Here is a 17,255-nt window from a genome sequence, read left to right as displayed (position 1 = left end):
AACATTCTTCACTAGGGTCTATATGACCCTAGTTTTTTATCACTCTAGCTTTTTAACAAAAAAATCATGAGTAAATTGTATCTTTTTTCTATTGTTATAGTATTTTTAATTACATACTCATTAGATGCTTTAGCGGCTGGAGGAGGCGATCCAACAGCAGATCAAGTTGTAACAACTGGAACGAATACTACTTCTGCTCCCAATACTGGAACTGCATCTGATTTAAATACAAACAGTATTAATCAGGGTTTTTTACCTTATCCCGGTTTTTCTAGCTCTAGCTATAGTGGTTATAGTAGTACATTTACTACTCAATGTGGGTTTTCAATTTCCACGGCGTATGGAAACAATGGTAATCCTTTGAGTAATAATGGTTGGCAAATTGTTTCCACATTTAACACAAATCCCTGTGTCAATCAAAGTAATGTGGAAAAATTCAGACAGGAGAATGAAAATAAACGTGAGACAATAAGAGCAAATGCTCAAATTATTAATACTTGTATTAATGGACGAGTACAAGCTGTCCAAAAAGGTATTAATCCTGATATTGTTTGCAAATTTGAGTATTTCCAAATACCAAAGAATCCTTAATACTAAGTTTGAAATAAATGAAATCCCCCTTTGACTACAATTTTTATTTATCAATTCCACATTAGTGAATTTGGATTTTAGACCGACATCAAACATCCAATCCAAAATCCAAAATTATCCCTTAACTTCCTCCTAATTAAACCACCTGAAACAACCTACAAACACCAAGAATCACCACCAATAAATCCCTACCATCAGCACCCCTCTTCATTTTGTAGACCTTTAGTCGCTTATCCACATTATTAGCCACAAACACCAAAGGACAAGGTATTGTTGATGAAAGCGATTTTAATTTGTGTTGAGCGCAGATGAGGTAATAAAAAATGATTGCTGTAAAAGATAAGTTTCCTAAGTTAACACCTGAAGAATATTTTGTCTGGGAAGAACAACAACTGCTTCGCCATGAGTATCTTAATGGTGAAATTTACGCTATGAGTGGGGGGACTCAAAATCATGGACGGATTGCTAGTAATATTATTTTCATTGTTAAAGGTCATTTACGGGGCGGTGGTTGTCAGGTTGGTAATTCCGATTGTCGTGTAAATATTGTGGAAACGAAAGATTATGTTTATCCTGATGTGAGCGTTACTTGCGACGAGCGTGATAGGACTGCAATCCAAGCAATTCAATATCCCTGTCTAATTGTCGAGGTTTTATCTCCCAATACAGCCAGTTATGACTGAGGGGATAAATTTAGATTGTATCGTCGCAATCCTAGTTTGCAAGATTATGTTCTGGTTGATGCTGAGAAAATAGCGATTGATTTATACCGCAAAAATGAGCGCGGTAATTGGGAAATTTTTAATTATCAGGTGGGGGATAATATCGAACTACGAAGTATTGATTTAAGTTTTCCCATTGAGTCGGTTTATGAGGATATTGTTTTTGAGGAATTAGGATAAATTGTTTTGAGACTCGTTCCTGGGCGCAGACCCTGCGCCCCTACATCCTGAATCTGTGATTTTTATCTCACAGAAAATGCCTCGCTAAAACGTCGAGTAATCGGTTCAATAATGAATGTTAAAACTGACTTTTTGCGAGTGACTATTTCGGCATTAGCCGCCATACCTGGATTGAATTCTACCTCTTGTCCACGTACATTCAAAGAATGTTTACTTAATTTAATTCTGGTAGGAAAAACCAAACCTAAGTCTTTATCAATTATGGCATTGGGACTGATTTGTAATACTTCACCGTCAACTACACCAAATTCTTGAAACGGGAAAGTGGCGATTTTAACTTTTGCTTTCATTCCCTGATTAATAAAACCAATATCACGGTTAAGAACTTTTACCTCTAGCAGCATTTCTTCTCCTTCCGGTAAAATTGATAATAGTTCTTCTCCAGATTGAACTGGACCTTTAGTAGCTTTAATTTTGTAAATTGTTCCCGCAACGGGGGCTTTAATAGTTTCTCCGTCTTTTTGTTGTTTGGCTTGTTCTAATTGACCGGCAACGGTAGCTAATTCTTCTTTGCGTTTATTGATTTGGGTGAGAATTTCACTTTGACGTTCTGAGGTTAATCGAATGTTTTGATTTTTGGCTGTTTGATAAGCCTGTTCTGCTTGATTTATTTCTTGAAATTGGGCAGCAACATCTTTTTCTAAAGAGGCAATTTTATCTTTTGCTTCTGTTAAATTATTTTGATTTTTGGTAACTTCATCGGCATTTCTGATAATATCTGCATTAGCACGATTTAATCTTTCTTTAGCATCTAAATAATCAACTCTGGTTAAAGCCCCTGGTTCAACTAAGGTACGAAGATTTTCTTCTCGTTGTTTAGCAATAGATAAATTATTATCTAACATAGAACGTAGGCTTTTGACATTTTCTAAGTTTTTTTGCACATTGGTAAAACTGGTTTTTGCATTGGCTAAATTTTCCTGTAAGCGACTCAAACGGACTTTGGCTTGATTGAGAATTGATTGTTGACGTTTGGCTTCTGCTGCTGCTGCTGCTTGTTTGGCTTTATAGTCTAATAACCGCGAGTTTAAAAGTTCATCTTGGAGGATTGTTCCCGCAGTTTTGCCTCCAGAACGTTCAGCTTGTAATCGTTGTAAATCATCTTCAATTAATTTACTAGATTTGGCTAGACGGTTGACATCTGTTTGCTGAAAATTGGGATCACGTTGAATGAGAATTTGATCTTTGGTGACGCGATCGCCTTCTTTCACCTTGACTGCTAAAATAGAACCATTACCCAAAGCTGTCACCGGTCTAACTTGGGTAGAAGAAATTAATTCTCCTGTTGCTGTGGCGACTTCATCAATTTCTGAAAAATGCGCCCAGGAAATTGTTCCAAAGATGATGAAACTAATTGTTCCTGCTAATAATCTTGTATAAAGCGGTGGTAATTCCTGGACAGCTTTCCCCAATTCATAGGATAATTGTTCTTCTGGTTTCGCAAATCTTTCTTTTGTTTGACGCGCTTGCACAGCATTTGCGGCTAGGGAAAATTTCATAATTTGTCAGATTTCTAGAATTATTGAACGCAGATGAACGCAAATAAACGCAGATAAAGACGGATAAATTCATGGATTTGCTGATTCTGTGTAGCCTCACATAAAGTTGGTATGACTAAATGTTTAATGGTAATCTATGCCAATATAAAATATTGTTATGTAAGTCACTACTTTTTCAGATCCCCGACTTCTTTGAGAAGTCGGGGATCTATATCTATATTAATTATCTGTATTTATTCCTACAGTTAGAAGCAAATTTATCTACAATATACGTTAATAAGCTAGTAGCTTACTAGACAAGGACGTAAAAAATTAACTCTATGATTTACCATAGCAATGCGATCGCATCTCGTAAAGAGGGAAAATTTTCAGGTGTGTGTGGGCTTGATTTGTATTACCAAAGTTGGCATCCTGGCGGTGAAATCAAGGGAATCTTAGTCATAGTCCATGGACTCGGAGGACATAGCGGACTTTACAAGACGATAGTTGACCATTTGTTACCAAAAGAATATGCTATCTATGGCTGTGATTTACGTGGTCACGGGCGTTCATCTGGTCAAAGAGGTTACATTAATACCTGGGCTGAATTTCGTGATGACTTACAAACTTTCCTCAATTTAATTCGACAACAACAACCAGGATGCCCAATTTTTCTATTAGGACATAGCATGGGGGGAGTAATTGCCTTAGATTATACTCTTCGTTATGTGCAAGATAAATCTGCGTTGTCAGGTGTGATTGCTTTTGCACCCAGCATTGGTCAAGTGGGAGTACCCCTGAGTCGCGTCGTTTTAGGTAAATTACTCTCCCAAGTGTGGCCCCGTTTTTCCTTAAATATTGGCTTGGATGTCCGCGCAGGTTCACGAGATCAGAAAATCTTAGATTCCTATACTCAAGATAAATTACGCCATACTCTCGCTACTGCTAGGTTATCTACGGAGTTTTTTGCCACAGTAGATTGGATTCATAATCATGCGAAAAAATGGCAAGTACCATTGTTAATTTTACATGGTGGTGCGGATAGAATTGCCTTGCCAGCAGGAAGTGAAATATTTTATCAAAATGTTATCTATCCAGATAAATTAAGAATTGAATATCCTGGAGGTTATCATGATTTACACTACGATATTAATTATCTTCAAGTAATCACTGATTTACTTAATTGGATGGATCAACATTTACCTGCTACGGTAGTTCCATTAGAATCAACGATCAGTAATGAATAATCAATAATAATACAGTAGAATTCAGGAGTCAGGAGTCAGGAGTAAAACTGGTTTACAAGCATATTATAGCCCCCTCCTCGCTTGCGGGGAGGGGTTGGGGGTGGGGTTAAAAAATGCCCTATACATATACATTTGCATTTAGTGTATATTGACAGTTAATTAATCCGAAATAGATAAAAGCCAATAAGTACCAAAATAAAAATCATAGTTGTAGAATAGACAATTACATCTTTCACTAAAAAGGAAATCCAATCTTTTCTCAACTCCTGTTTAAACTTGAGTTCTCGTAATTTACGCTCAAGTTCTATATCTTCTTGATCAGGTAATCTAGTGTAAGGAATAATTTGGATATCATCAATAACTTCCTCTGTTGTGTCTGGATTTTGCCAATTATCCAATCCATGATTAGATTCAGTAGAAATAATTGGTAAATTATCTAAATTGCCATTTTTAAGTTCTTTTTTAATGACCTTCTTCGCAATTTTGACGATTAGATCTTCTAAATTTTTATCCACCATATCTGGTAAAGTTACATCTTTTGAGCAGGGGGACTAAAAATATTGACTAAAACTTGGACAAGGTTGTTTCTTTGACGACGGGTAAGTTTACTAATTACCATGCGATCGCCAACTAAAGGATTTTGTGTTAAAATGTCATTGCCTGGATAACTATCAACATATATAGTCTCATTCGCATCCAAATAATCAGCCAAAGTCAGTTTCCAATCCAGGCGATAAATTGGGGATCTACCCTTATTATAAATATGATAGCGAATTAGGCGACTAGCCAAAGTATCTGTAGCTACAATTTTTCCAGTTACTTTACTAACATATTGGTTTTCTTGGGGAAAATCAGGAATTTGTTGATATACTTTTTGCCAGACATCGCTAGGAGTAAATATTTGCGCGGCTGCGGGTGCAATATGCAATAAATTAGTATTTCCTATTCCCAAAACAACTATTATCACCGACATTAAAGTAATGATAAATGGTGAAAAAAATTGCCCTATCAAAAGTTTTTGCTGTTTCATTTACATTACCCAAAATACCGCCAAACTTAGAAGTAGGGCGACTATAAGTCGCGTCTACACAGATAAAACCCACTTTCGTGGGTTAAATTTCTATGAGTCCACGAAGGTGGACTTTGCTTGTGTAGCTGCGAATTTTATTCGCCAGGATTTTTTTAAATTACAATTCACCGATAATTTCTGGCTGATTTAATTCATCAGACATTTCAATAATTGCTCTGAGTACAGGCTTCATGATAGAATCTTCGTTATTTTCAAAATCTTCATAACGTCGCCGTTTAGCACGATTTGCCACCTGTACGGTAATGCGATAGCGGTTTGACGCAGCACTAATTAATTCTTCAGAACGGTGCATGATTTGAGACTGAGTTGTCTCGAACTTGGAACGCTTAAGCATAATTGATGACTCTGGAGATTCTATCCTAGTTTACTCGGATTTTTCAAATTTAGATATGGAAACGGGAACGATCCTTGAGAAATTTGCCTAAGTAGGACAATGAGACTGAGAATTTGCCGGAATTGTTGGATTTTTTGTTTAAAAAGTTGGTTCTCTAAATGGAGATTTGCAATCTTTTTTTTAGCTAAATAAATATTATCTGGCAACCTATGTAAAGCTGCATAACTAGCACATTCATATTGATTAAATATATCCGTTATCAAGGCTAGAGTATTTTTGGCTTTTCGTAATTGTTGAGCTAAATAAAAGAGCATAATAGAAATAAAGATGTTAATCAGGACAACGATAGTTACCATACTTTATATTGCTTGCCACTGATTTAATCGCAATTGTAGCCTTATTATATCAGCATTGTCAGTTTTTAGCCTTTTATCTATAGGAATTAAAAAATCAGGCGTTACTGATAGCCTGCGTGGCGATAGCCATATGGAAAGATGAAATTGGTAAATTTAACCTTTGCAACCTTAATTCTTTGCGCCTTTGCGCCTTGGCGTGAGACATATTCATATATTTTAGGACTTACGCACGCTCACTAACTTACCATCATATGAATGAACGAAATTGCGTCGTTTTCGGCTTTGGGAATAACTTATTGAGTAGGGTGCGTCAGATAGAGGAAATCTGTTTTTTACCAAATTATTGGGTCTGACGCACCCTACAAGAGATAAAATCCACATCACATATTTAGAAAACTTTGTCAATGCGTAAGCCCTATATTTAATCAGCAACACCAAAAATCAAATTAGAATTACTATAGAATTTTGTATATCATCCTTTTCTAGTTTCTGTCATGACCGCAAGCACAAGAGCAATAGTTGTATTTGATATAGACGGGGTTATCCGTGACGTTAGCGGCTCATATCGTCGGGCAATATCTGATACAGTCGAACATTTTACCTGCCAAGCCTATCGTCCCACACCAACAGACATTGACAACCTCAAATCAGAAGGAATTTGGAATAACGATTGGGAAGCCTCCCAAGAATTAATTTACCGCCATTTTGTCAGTCAAGGACAACAGCGAGAACAACTACAATTAGATTATGAAAATATTGTTACTTATTTTCAAAGCCTTTATCGGGGTACAGACTCCGAAAATTGGAACGGCTACATTTGTCATGAACCTTTATTAGCACAGCCTAGTTATTTTCAAGAACTCACGCAATCTGGTATTGCTTGGGGTTTTTTTAGTGGTGCTACTCGCTTGAGTGCTAACTACGTTTTAGAAAAACGCTTAGGTTTACAATCTCCTATCCTAATTGCTATGGAAGACGCACCCGGTAAACCAGATCCTACCGGACTTTTTGCGACTATTAACATCTTAGAAAATGGTAATAATCAAAAACAAACAGTTGTCTATGTAGGTGATACTGTAGCAGATATGCACACTGTAGAAAAAGCCAAAGCCATAGATAATTCTCGGATTTGGTTAGGTGTTGGAGTATTACCTCCCCACGTTCAGGAAACAACAGCAGTTAGTGAAGCTTATACACAAAAGCTGATACAAGCTGGGGCAAAGCTAGTGTTTAATAATGTGCAAGAATTAACAATGAAAACGATTTCTCAATTAGAATCGTGAACTCATACCCGCCGATTTTTCTGAATTATCTAGAACAATAGAGAATTTATCAAAATGTCTAATTTAAAACTACCTAATGGACCGAACACTCACCCTTGGATACAAACATTCCAATGGGTAAAAAACCCTTTGGGATATCTGGAAGAATGCGCCAAAAATTATGGTGATACTTTCACCTTAAGAATCGGTCCACTTTTTAAACCACAAGTATTTATTAGCAATCCCCAAGGGATTCAACAGATTTTTACCACAGACCCCAAACAGCTAGATTCTGGTACGCCCGCAGGATCGGGAGTGCCGCTTTTGGGACCAAATTCTCTCTTATCCTTAGAAGGTAAAACTCACCAAAGGCAGCGAAAATTATTAACTCCTCAATTTCATGGGGAACGGATGCTAAATTATGGTGAATTAATTAATAATATTACTCAGCAAGTAACTAGTAAATGGCAAATTGGGGAAGTTTTTCCAATTTTGTCTTCTATGCAAGAAATTTCTTTTCAGGTAATTTTAAAAGCTGTATTTGGATTGAAAGACGGGGAACGTTACGACAAACTCAAACAGAATCTAATTGCTATTCTCAATCCCAAAAGACCTTTGTTCAGGGTAGCAATGATTATGTTTCCATTCTTGCGACGGGATTTAGGTGCATGGAGTCCTTGGGGACGCTTTTTAAGATTACGTCAAGAGCTAGATGATATCATTTATGCAGAAATTCACGAAAGGCAATTACAACCAGATCCATCTCGGACTGATATTCTATCTTTAATGATGGCTGCTCGTGATGAAGTTGGAGAAGCAATGACAGATATAGAATTACGTGATGAGTTGATGACTTTGTTAGTCGCAGGTCATGAAACTACAGCCAGTTCTTTAGCATTTGCTCTATATTGGATTCATTCTCAATCAGGAGTCCGTGAAAAGCTATTAGCAGAATTGGATAGCTTGGGTGAAACTCCTGATGCAAATGCAATTTTCAAATTGCCTTATTTGAATGCTGTTTGTTCAGAAACACTGCGTTTATATCCAGTAGCAATGTTAGGATTAAATCGCTTGGTGAAATCACCATTAGAAATTGCAGGTGAAAAATTTGAGCCGGGAACTATTGTCGTTCCCTGTATTTATTTAACCCATCATCGCCAAGATTTATATCCTGATTCTCAACAATTTAAGCCAGAGCGTTTTTTAGAACGGCAATTTTCTCCTTCTGAATATTTACCTTTTGGTGGTGGTAATCGTCGCTGTATTGGCATGGCTTTTGCATTATTTGAAATGAAAATTGTGTTGGCAAAAGTGCTATCTAATTGGCATCTAAAATTAGCGGAAACCGAACCAGTTAAGCCTGTTCGCAAAGGCTTATTATTAGGTCCTGGTGGTGGTGTCAAGATGATTCTCAAGGAGAAACGTCGGCAAAATCAACCAGTTATCTAAAAAGCGCGTTAGTTAAAGAACCTGCCTCAGAACGAATTTTTGTGGAACATTGAGTGGAACATTTAATTTCTAGCCACAATACCTTCGCGGCAGTCGAGATTATGCCACAATAGCGAAATTAGCTAACAGCATTAGGAGTTTTAGTTGTGGAGTCCCCCCAAAAAACGTTATACCAACCAGCCACAATAGAGGAAAAATGGCAAAAAACATGGTCAGAACTTGGCTTAGATAAAACACCTCAAGATCAAAATAAGCCAAAGTTCTACGCGCTTTCCATGTTCCCTTACCCATCCGGTAGCTTGCACATGGGTCATGTACGAAACTATACAATCACAGATGTGATTGCCCGCCTCAAACGGATGCAAGGGTATCGGGTATTACATCCAATGGGTTGGGATGCTTTCGGACTACCCGCAGAAAACGCCGCCATTGATCGAGGTGTACCCCCTGCCAAATGGACATATCAAAATATTGCCCAAATGCGGCAACAATTACAACGTCTCGGTTTATCCTTAGATTGGGAAACTGAACTTGCTACCTGTTCCCCAGATTATTATAAGTGGACACAGTGGATTTTTCTGCAATTTTTACAAGCAGGTTTAGCTTATCAAAGAGAAGCCGCAGTGAATTGGGACCCCATAGACCAAACTGTATTAGCAAACGAACAAGTTGATAACGAAGGACGTTCTTGGCGCAGTGGGGCAATAGTTGAACGTAAATTACTACGTCAATGGTTTTTTAAGATTACCGACTACGCCGAAGAATTATTAAATGACTTAGATAAACTCACAGGTTGGCCAGAACGAGTTAAATTAATGCAAGCCAACTGGATAGGAAAATCCACAGGTGCTTATTTAGAATTTCCTATTGTCGGCTTAGATGAAAAAATCGGCGTTTATACTACCCGTCCCGACACTGTTTATGGCGTGAGTTACGTCGTTTTAGCCCCAGAACACCCCTTAACTCAGGTTATTACCACATCAGACCAAAAAGCAGCAGTAGCAGCCTTTATCAAGGAAGTCAGCAACCAAAGCGAGTTAGAACGGACTGCGGAAGATAAACCAAAACGGGGTATTCCTACCGGGGGAAAAGTCGTGAATCCCTTCACTGGGGAAGAAGTACCCCTATGGATTGCAGATTATGTTCTCTATGAATATGGTACAGGTGCGGTAATGGGTGTACCTGCCCATGATGTCCGCGATTTTAAATTTGCCAAAGAACAAAATTTAGCTATCAAAGTGGTGATTGTGTCAGAAGAAAAAATCAACACAACATCTATTTTAAAATCATCTTTTAGTGAAAAAGATGTCCAAATACGTGCTTATGAAATTTGGCAAAAAACTGGTAATTCAGATTCACAAACTAACTACTTTCAAGCTAAACGTGAACTTGAAATTGGATTTAATGAAGAAGATATCCAAATACGTGCTTATAAAGTTTGGCAGAAAACTGGTAATTCAGATTCACAAACTAACTACTTTCAAGCTAGACGTGAATTGGAAAAAGAATTTCAACGGAAACAAAAAAGCACTTTCATTTTAGATGCAGCTTATACAGAAGCGGGAATTTTAGTTAATTCTGGTGACTTTAATGGCATGAATTCTGTAGATGCGAAAAAAGCCATTATCGAATTTGCCGAAAAACACAACTTTGGTAAATTAAGAATACAATATCGCCTCCGAGATTGGTTGATTTCTCGACAACGTTATTGGGGCGCACCTATCCCTGTTATTCACTGTCCTGAATGTGGAATTGTGCCTGTCCCTGACAAAGATTTACCTGTACAATTACCGGAAGATATTGAATTAAGTGGTCGTGGTGGTTCACCTTTAGCACAATTGGAAAGTTGGGTAAATGTGCCTTGTCCAACTTGCGGTACTCCTGCGAAACGGGAAACCGATACAATGGATACTTTTATTGATTCTTCCTGGTATTTCTTGCGTTATTCTGATGCCAAGAATGAGGAAAAGATTTTTGATTCTGGTAAAGTAAATGATTGGATGCCCGTAGATCAATATGTGGGGGGAATTGAACACGCAATTTTACATTTATTGTATTCGCGTTTCTTCACCAAAGTATTAAGAGATAGAGGTTTATTTAACTTTGATGAACCATTTCAAAAGCTGTTAACTCAGGGAATGGTACAGGGTTTAACTTACATGAACCCAAATAAAGGTGGTAAGGATAAATGGATTCCTTCCAATTTAGTTGATGCTAATAATCCTGTAGATCCACAAACTGGAGAACCTTTACAACGTCTCTATGCTACCATGTCTAAATCAAAAGGAAATGGTGTTGCACCGGAAGATGTAATTAATAAATATGGCATTGATACGGCGCGAATGTTCATTTTATTTAAAGCACCTCCTGAAAAAGATTTAGAATGGGATGAGGCTGATGTTGAGGGACAATTCCGCTTTTTAAATCGCGTTTGGCGGTTGGTGACAGATTATGCTGCTGCGGGAGTTTGTCAGCAAAAAGCGGAAGTTGATAAGTTAAATAAAGCCGAAAAAGATTTGCGTCGCGCCATTCATATTGCGATTCAAGCAATTACGGAAGATGTGGTAGATGAATATCAATTTAATACGGCAATTTCGGAATTAATGAAGTTAAGTAATGCCTTAACTGATGCTGATTGTCATAATTCGCCAATTTACGCCGAAGGGATTCTAACTTTGGTGATTATGTTAGCGCCTTTTGCACCGCATATTAGTGATGAATTATGGCAGTTATTGGGGAATAAAAGTTCTGTGCATACCCAAACTTGGCCAAGTTTTGATCCTGCGGCTTTGATAGCTGATGAAATTACTTTGGTAATTCAAATTATGGGTAAAACTCGCGGTGCTATTCAAGTTCCTTCACAATCTGATAAGGCGGAATTGGAAAAATATGCGCGGGAGTCGGAGGTTGGACAACGTTATCTTGAAGGTAAAGAAGTTAAAAAGGCGATCGTTGTTCCTGGTAAGTTGGTGAATTTCGTTTTGGGTTAGGTTTTTTGTAGGTTGGGTTAAATAAAATGCAACCCAACATTTATGGTAACATACTGATGGGTGGTGTTGAGTTTCGCACCTCCACCCAACCTACAACTTAAACTATAGATAGAAAAACATGAATAGCAATTTCCCATATCAATATCTTGAAAAATATAATATCAAGTACCTTTATCATATGACCGCTATTAGCAATCTACCTTCCATATTACAATATGGACTATTATCACATAATGAGGCTCATAAGTTAGGTCTGGTAACAGATATATCTGATCCAACTGTACAGTATCTCAGAAGTAATCGTATAATTAATGATATAGAATTACATAATTATGTACCTTTTTATTTTTCTCCAAGAAATCCCATGCTTTATGTGAGAAGAGAAATACAAAACCAAATAGTTTTTCTTGGTGTAGATCCTTGTTTACTTTTTCAGTCAACAACAATATTTTCCGATGGTAATGCTGCTTCTCTTGATACTAAATTCTATCGAGGTGTATCTTTACTAGATAATCTACATTGGGATATAATTAATGCAGGATATTGGAATGATATTCCTGATGGTAAAAGAATAAAATGTGCTGAAATTCTGGTATATCCTAAAGTTTATATTAACAAGATTTTGAAGATATTTTGTTGTTTACCAAATCAAGTCGAACAAGTTAGAGCTATTATTGACTCACTTTCAATAGATGTTAATATTGTAGTGGAGATAAATCGAAATCTATATTTTTTCTGAGGATATGTATGTTAAAATACACTGATACTACTGTGTTTAATGTTGGCGCACAAACTATAGTCAATACAGTCAATTGCGTAGGTGTTATGGGAGCAGGATTAGCACTAGAATGTCAATTGCGTTTTCCAGAAATGTTTCAAGATTATGTAGAAAGATGCAAAAGCAAGTCTGTCAAAATTGGTAAACCATATTTATATCGGTCTTATGGTAATCCTTGGATAATGAATTTTCCCACAAAAAATCATTGGAAATATCCTTCAAAAATTGAATGGATAGAACAAGGTTTAGATTATTTTGCCAAAAATTATGAACGAGGATGTATTCAATCAATTGCTTTTCCAAAACTAGGCTGCGATAAAGGAGGATTGAATTGGAGAGATGTTCAAACCATAATGGAGAATTATCTTCAAAACCTTAATATAGATATATATATATGTCTTGACCGTGAATCAGAAGCAACTGGAATTGAAGGTGTGATGACTGAATTATTGAACAATAAACAAAATACTTTCTGGGCTGATAAATTAGGTATAAAAAATGATATATCAAGGAAAATATTAGAATCTTTACCAATAAAAAGATTTAGAGATTTAGGTAAAATTGAAGGAGTTGGTAAGCAAACCTACAGAGACATATTTAAGTTTTTATATTCAGTTGCAGTTCAAGAAGATTCTATCTCCAGTCAAGACCATGAAATAGCAAATGTGAGTCATCTAATATTTCCTGTTAATACTTCAGTAGAAGTAACAGAAATAGGTGATATTGCAGTTACCCAAACAGAAGACAAAAATGCCACTAATGAACCTATCATTATTAAATCTAACAGTGGTTATCAATTAGATACAAAACGGCGTAATTATCTAATATGCGAACTTAAAAATTCAGTAGGTTTAGAGTTTAATGAATTACACAAACTTAAATGGTGTGATTTCATGACTGACGAAGTTACTGGACAAATAGCTGTATTTGGCAAGGTTATTTCATCATCAATATGGCAAGAAATTCAATTAATGAAGAATAATTCAAATTTAGACTCTCATGTATTTTTTAATAGTAAAAATGCAAGTAACTTATCAGTTAAGACTATACAAAAAATTATTCGTGATGCGACGAAAAAGACTGAAGATGTTAACAAGTTAAATTCTCAAATATTACAAGATATTCCAGAGAAGCAACTAGAGTTAAATTTAACTTACTAATACATTGGGTATATCATCTTAATGTTATGTTAAATTGAGTTTGTAGGTTGGGTTAAATGAAATGCAACCCAACTTATGTATTATTGTTGATTAATGTTGGGTTTCCTTGCGTCAACCCAACCTACAAAATATGTGTTTTTAGTATTTAAGGAAGGGATTTTTCAGCTTCTATCAAAAATAAAATTGTACTTGCTGTTAGATGAAGCTGGTAAGCTGCAAAATATTGTGGAACATTAACAGGTTGAGAACCTTGTCCATGTGCTGCTTGTTTATTTCTTATAGTAGGAATACCACCTACAAGACCTTGCCTGAGTGATGAAAATTGATCTTCTAAATAAATTGGAATTAGATGATTTTGAAAGCAAATTTTAATAAGTGTTTTGGCTGTATCTGTAGTAGGTTCAAAATTCCAGCCTTGATTATTACAAATTATCTTCATGGTGCTTTCAAAAGCTTTGAGACATTCGTTGAGACATTCTTTGTAATTCCCATGTCTATAATGTTCATGGGCTTTCAAAAATTCCTCATTTGCTCCCTGAAATCGAGTATCACTTAATAATTGTAAAACTGGCTTGACTGCTTCAGTATGGATAATCTGAGAATCAACTCTTATAATTTCACCTGACTCATACTGATAGCCTATTCCATGTTCCCTAAATCTAAAGTTCAATTCCTTGATTAATTGATCAATTGTATTTGATATATTTTTTATTGTATCACCTTTGTTATATAATTTTTCAAAAAATTTAAAGGTTAATTCAACGCTATCAAGAACCTGTTCTATTTCTTCCGCTTCTATTATAAAATTCAATACTCTTTTAGTATATAGCATATTATTTCGCACATTGAACATGAATGAGATATCTGAACCCAAACTTAATATGCCATGTTCACGACATATTATATTGTGAATATCCAGAAAAACTTGTTCACTTTTATTTGTCTCATAAACACCAATAAGATCCTTTATAATATGAACAATCTGTACACGGAGAGTCCCAGGAATATTATCATACTGATACACATCAGGGACATCTCCCATAAGTTTTTTTTGCCGTTTTGAGTAGATATCGAAGACGTTCATGACTAAATAAACTATATAGACGATACATATATGATACAATATTTTCAACTATCTTGTATGTAGCAATTAGTAATTTGTAGGTTAGGTTAAATGCAAACCAACACATTTATTATTGTTAGTTGATGTTTGGTTTCCTTCCGTCAACCCAACCTTGTATCTTATAGGTATGTTAGAGGAAGAAAATAAGTAATATTGCACTGGAAAGGGAGTATAATGGGCATGGTCTACTTGTAAAGTTAAAACACTATATTTATTTATGAACATACAAAGAATCCAAGTACCTGATTTTCGGGCTTTGAAAAATGTAGATATTAATTTTGAGAAGGAATTTACTCCGCGCATTTTTCCCCTTGGTAGTCAAAATGGAGGGGGTAAAAGTACATTGTTACAGTTGATTTTTGTTTTGTTACACTGTTCTCATAATCCTGATAGAGTGGAGTTTATACAAAATTTACTAGATGGTTTTCATGTTAATGATGAATCTGGTAAAAGAAAATTAGCTATCATTGATATTTGGGATGGTAATAAAACTGTAACACTTGATTTTTTTATTTGTAGTGAATCTTATATTGTTAATTTGTTAAATCAAGATGATCTACATAGTGAATCTTATATTGTTAATTCGTTAAATCAAGATGACGAACAAGTTAAATTAACTAGTTTTTATGAAGAAAAATTAGAAAAATATATTAGTTTATTCTTTATTTATAATTTTCAGTCCGCCGAAAATTTTATAGAGAGATTAGTTTGTCAAGTAGATGGAATAGATGATATACATGATGTAAGTAAGTTTGTAATTGAATTATCAAATAAAATATTTCTAACTGCTCATATTTCACAAATATTTTTATTTCTACAACCAGATAACAGAAAGTCACTATTTAAAACTCAAGCAAACAATCAAACTAACTATTATCAACAAATTAAAACAGCTAATTCTAAATTACCTGGATTTTTTACTTATGACTTTCTATCAATAGATATTCTGATTGAAGTCTTTAAAAAAGCACGAAATGATGATTTTGCACAAGCTGTAAAACAAAGAGGAAATTATGGTAATAATTATGTAAAACTATTAGATGAACTCAATAATCTTTTAAGTAACAAGAAAATTAATGTACAACCTGATTTATCTGGAATTAATTTTAAAATTGATGGTGATGAAACAGAACTTTATCCAGAAGATTTAAGTCATGGAGAATTAAAAAGATTATGTATATATATGTGGTTAAAACATAATAAAATAGAAGATGCTATTGTATTAATGGATGAATTAGAAATATCTTTTCACCCAGATTGGCAATATCAAATAGTTAGAGATTTAGAAGAATGGGGTGCGACTAATCAATATATTCTCGCAACTCATTCCTATGAATTATGTAATGCAGTTACACCTGCTCATGTTAAGGAATTAGATCCAAAATTACAAGCAAGAAAAATTAAATAATCAACCTAATTAAGAATATGAGTTTTAATGAGCAGGAACTAAAAGAACATTGTTTAAAGATTATTCGAGATAGCAGAATTAGAAATAAAATTGTCATTCTCTGCGAAGGTCTTATTCCCCCAAAAGTAGAAGGTAGACGCTCACCGCAATTATATAAGCAAATGGAACAAATGCCAGATGCTAATTTTTATAATGCTTGTGTACCAACATGGTGGAAGGAATATAGACCAATTTTTTTTAATTGTGGAGATAGAAATGATGTTTTAAATACATTCTTTGGAATTTTAGATTTACATAATGCTGATAGCCGCCAATCATTTTTAAATCCTGATAAACTTTTTGCGATTGTAGATTTAGATATTCAATTTGCAGATATAAAAGAAGATTACAAGTTTAAAAATACGGATGATATTTTCTATAGCATTTATAATGAAACAAAGATTAATGAAACGCTTCTAAACCATCATCGTATATGGGTTACTGGTTTAATTCATAAGGAAGCTTACTTTTTAAAACCTGATATTCAGGAAGTTTTTGATAACCAATATATTATTTCTCCTTTATATAAAGAAACTCCTGTTAATTTAGAAAATATTTATTTAGATATGGTTAATGATATGACTAATGATGCAGATTTACAAATTCATTGGTCAAGAGTAATTAAGAGAATTAGTCACCTTTCTAATTTTGATGATATGGAAATAGATAAATTTCAATATTTTTGGGAAGAAGAGTATGAAAATAATCAAAGTTTAGATTATAAAAATAAATTAATAAATGCGTTATTAATGCTGGTTAAATCTAAAGAATATTGGAAGCAAATTTTACCAGATGATAATTGGCCGCATTCACCATATAAATTTAGAGAACAATTATCTTTGGAAATTGGTAAATTTTATTCAAAACAAGATTGTATTGTTGAAAATCATATTCCTTTTTTCTTTAAGACGCTATACAAATTAATTGAAGAATAAATAATTTTGTAGGTGACTTTTTTAGAAAAATCTGGTACTATTGAGAATGGGTA

Annotated in this window: 15 protein-coding genes and 1 pseudogene; 10 read left to right on the top strand and 6 right to left on the bottom strand. The window is 34.9% G+C overall.

Going from position 1 to position 17,255, the window contains the following annotated elements; genetic code table 11:
- The first annotated feature begins 66 nt into the window (after positions 1 to 66).
- Both AN486_RS00150 and AN486_RS00145 read left to right on the top strand, forming a co-directional pair.
- Entirely contained in the window at positions 67 to 591 is a 525-nt protein-coding gene (locus AN486_RS00150) for a hypothetical protein (protein WP_053540338.1), read from the top strand.
- Between the two features lie 323 nt (positions 592 to 914).
- Positions 915 to 1,493 (top strand): annotated as a pseudogene (locus tag AN486_RS00145) (Uma2 family endonuclease).
- Between the two features lie 62 nt (positions 1,494 to 1,555).
- Here the strand turns inward: AN486_RS00145 and AN486_RS00140 are convergent.
- Complete coding sequence (locus tag AN486_RS00140) at positions 1,556 to 3,052, bottom strand: HlyD family efflux transporter periplasmic adaptor subunit (protein WP_290598511.1); 1,497 nt, start codon at positions 3,050 to 3,052, stop codon at positions 1,556 to 1,558.
- A gap of 320 nt (positions 3,053 to 3,372) precedes the next feature.
- Between AN486_RS00140 and AN486_RS00135 the strand changes: the two genes are divergently transcribed.
- Entirely contained in the window at positions 3,373 to 4,278 is a 906-nt protein-coding gene (locus tag AN486_RS00135; RefSeq protein ID WP_053540335.1) for an alpha/beta hydrolase, read from the top strand.
- 155 nt (positions 4,279 to 4,433) lie between these two features.
- On the opposite strand, the gene AN486_RS00130 is transcribed toward AN486_RS00135, so the two are convergent.
- The 4 genes from AN486_RS00130 to AN486_RS00115 form a co-directional block, all read right to left on the bottom strand.
- Positions 4,434 to 4,796, bottom strand: coding sequence for a hypothetical protein (locus AN486_RS00130; protein WP_174763450.1), 363 nt, complete (start codon positions 4,794 to 4,796; stop codon positions 4,434 to 4,436).
- A gap of 11 nt (positions 4,797 to 4,807) precedes the next feature.
- The gene (locus AN486_RS00125; RefSeq protein WP_340626559.1) at positions 4,808 to 5,251 is read right to left on the bottom strand and encodes a hypothetical protein; all 444 of its coding nucleotides are present in this window, start codon (positions 5,249 to 5,251) and stop codon (positions 4,808 to 4,810) included.
- Positions 5,252 to 5,465: 214 nt separating this feature from the next.
- Complete coding sequence (locus tag AN486_RS00120; RefSeq protein WP_027404411.1) at positions 5,466 to 5,702, bottom strand: DNA-directed RNA polymerase subunit omega; 237 nt, start codon at positions 5,700 to 5,702, stop codon at positions 5,466 to 5,468.
- Between the two features lie 20 nt (positions 5,703 to 5,722).
- Positions 5,723 to 6,058: a hypothetical protein gene (locus AN486_RS00115; RefSeq protein WP_053540333.1), complete on the bottom strand. Its 336-nt coding sequence runs from the start codon at positions 6,056 to 6,058 to the stop codon at positions 5,723 to 5,725.
- Positions 6,059 to 6,552: 494 nt separating this feature from the next.
- Here AN486_RS00115 and AN486_RS00110 point away from each other — a divergent pair, with 494 nt between their 5' ends.
- The 5 genes from AN486_RS00110 (at position 6,553) to AN486_RS00090 (ending at position 13,697) form a co-directional block, all read left to right on the top strand.
- A complete protein-coding gene (locus tag AN486_RS00110) occupies positions 6,553 to 7,341 on the top strand; it encodes a TIGR01548 family HAD-type hydrolase (RefSeq protein ID WP_053540332.1) in 789 nt (262 codons plus the stop codon).
- 54 nt (positions 7,342 to 7,395) lie between these two features.
- A complete protein-coding gene (locus AN486_RS00105; RefSeq protein ID WP_290598501.1) occupies positions 7,396 to 8,769 on the top strand; it encodes a cytochrome P450 in 1,374 nt (457 codons plus the stop codon).
- A 146-nt stretch (positions 8,770 to 8,915) separates the two neighbouring features.
- Positions 8,916 to 11,759 carry a leucine--tRNA ligase gene (gene leuS, locus AN486_RS00100; RefSeq protein ID WP_053540330.1) on the top strand — a complete coding sequence of 948 codons (2,844 nt, stop codon included), beginning with the start codon at positions 8,916 to 8,918 and terminating at the stop codon, positions 11,757 to 11,759.
- A gap of 118 nt (positions 11,760 to 11,877) precedes the next feature.
- Positions 11,878 to 12,498, top strand: coding sequence for a DUF4433 domain-containing protein (locus tag AN486_RS00095; protein WP_290598498.1), 621 nt, complete (start codon positions 11,878 to 11,880; stop codon positions 12,496 to 12,498).
- An 8-nt stretch (positions 12,499 to 12,506) separates the two neighbouring features.
- Positions 12,507 to 13,697: a macro domain-containing protein gene (locus tag AN486_RS00090; RefSeq protein WP_081424279.1), complete on the top strand. Its 1,191-nt coding sequence runs from the start codon at positions 12,507 to 12,509 to the stop codon at positions 13,695 to 13,697.
- Between the two features lie 145 nt (positions 13,698 to 13,842).
- Here AN486_RS00090 and AN486_RS00085 read toward each other — a convergent pair whose 3' ends face one another.
- Positions 13,843 to 14,781: an STM4504/CBY_0614 family protein gene (locus AN486_RS00085; RefSeq protein WP_290598496.1), complete on the bottom strand. Its 939-nt coding sequence runs from the start codon at positions 14,779 to 14,781 to the stop codon at positions 13,843 to 13,845.
- A 256-nt stretch (positions 14,782 to 15,037) separates the two neighbouring features.
- Here AN486_RS00085 and AN486_RS00080 point away from each other — a divergent pair, with 256 nt between their 5' ends.
- Together AN486_RS00080 and AN486_RS00075 are read left to right on the top strand one after the other, a co-directional pair.
- Entirely contained in the window at positions 15,038 to 16,228 is a 1,191-nt protein-coding gene (locus AN486_RS00080; protein WP_053540328.1) for an AAA family ATPase, read from the top strand.
- A 17-nt stretch (positions 16,229 to 16,245) separates the two neighbouring features.
- Positions 16,246 to 17,202 carry a hypothetical protein gene (locus AN486_RS00075; RefSeq protein WP_053540327.1) on the top strand — a complete coding sequence of 319 codons (957 nt, stop codon included), beginning with the start codon at positions 16,246 to 16,248 and terminating at the stop codon, positions 17,200 to 17,202.
- The last annotated feature ends 53 nt before the right edge of the window (positions 17,203 to 17,255 follow it).

Origin of the sequence: Anabaena sp. AL93 (assembly GCF_001672085.1) — a bacterium.
GTDB classification, from domain to species: Bacteria; Cyanobacteriota; Cyanobacteriia; order Cyanobacteriales; family Nostocaceae; genus Dolichospermum; species Dolichospermum heterosporum.
Note: the sequence above shows the minus strand (reverse complement) of the source record. Positions and strands in the feature narration are given on the sequence as shown.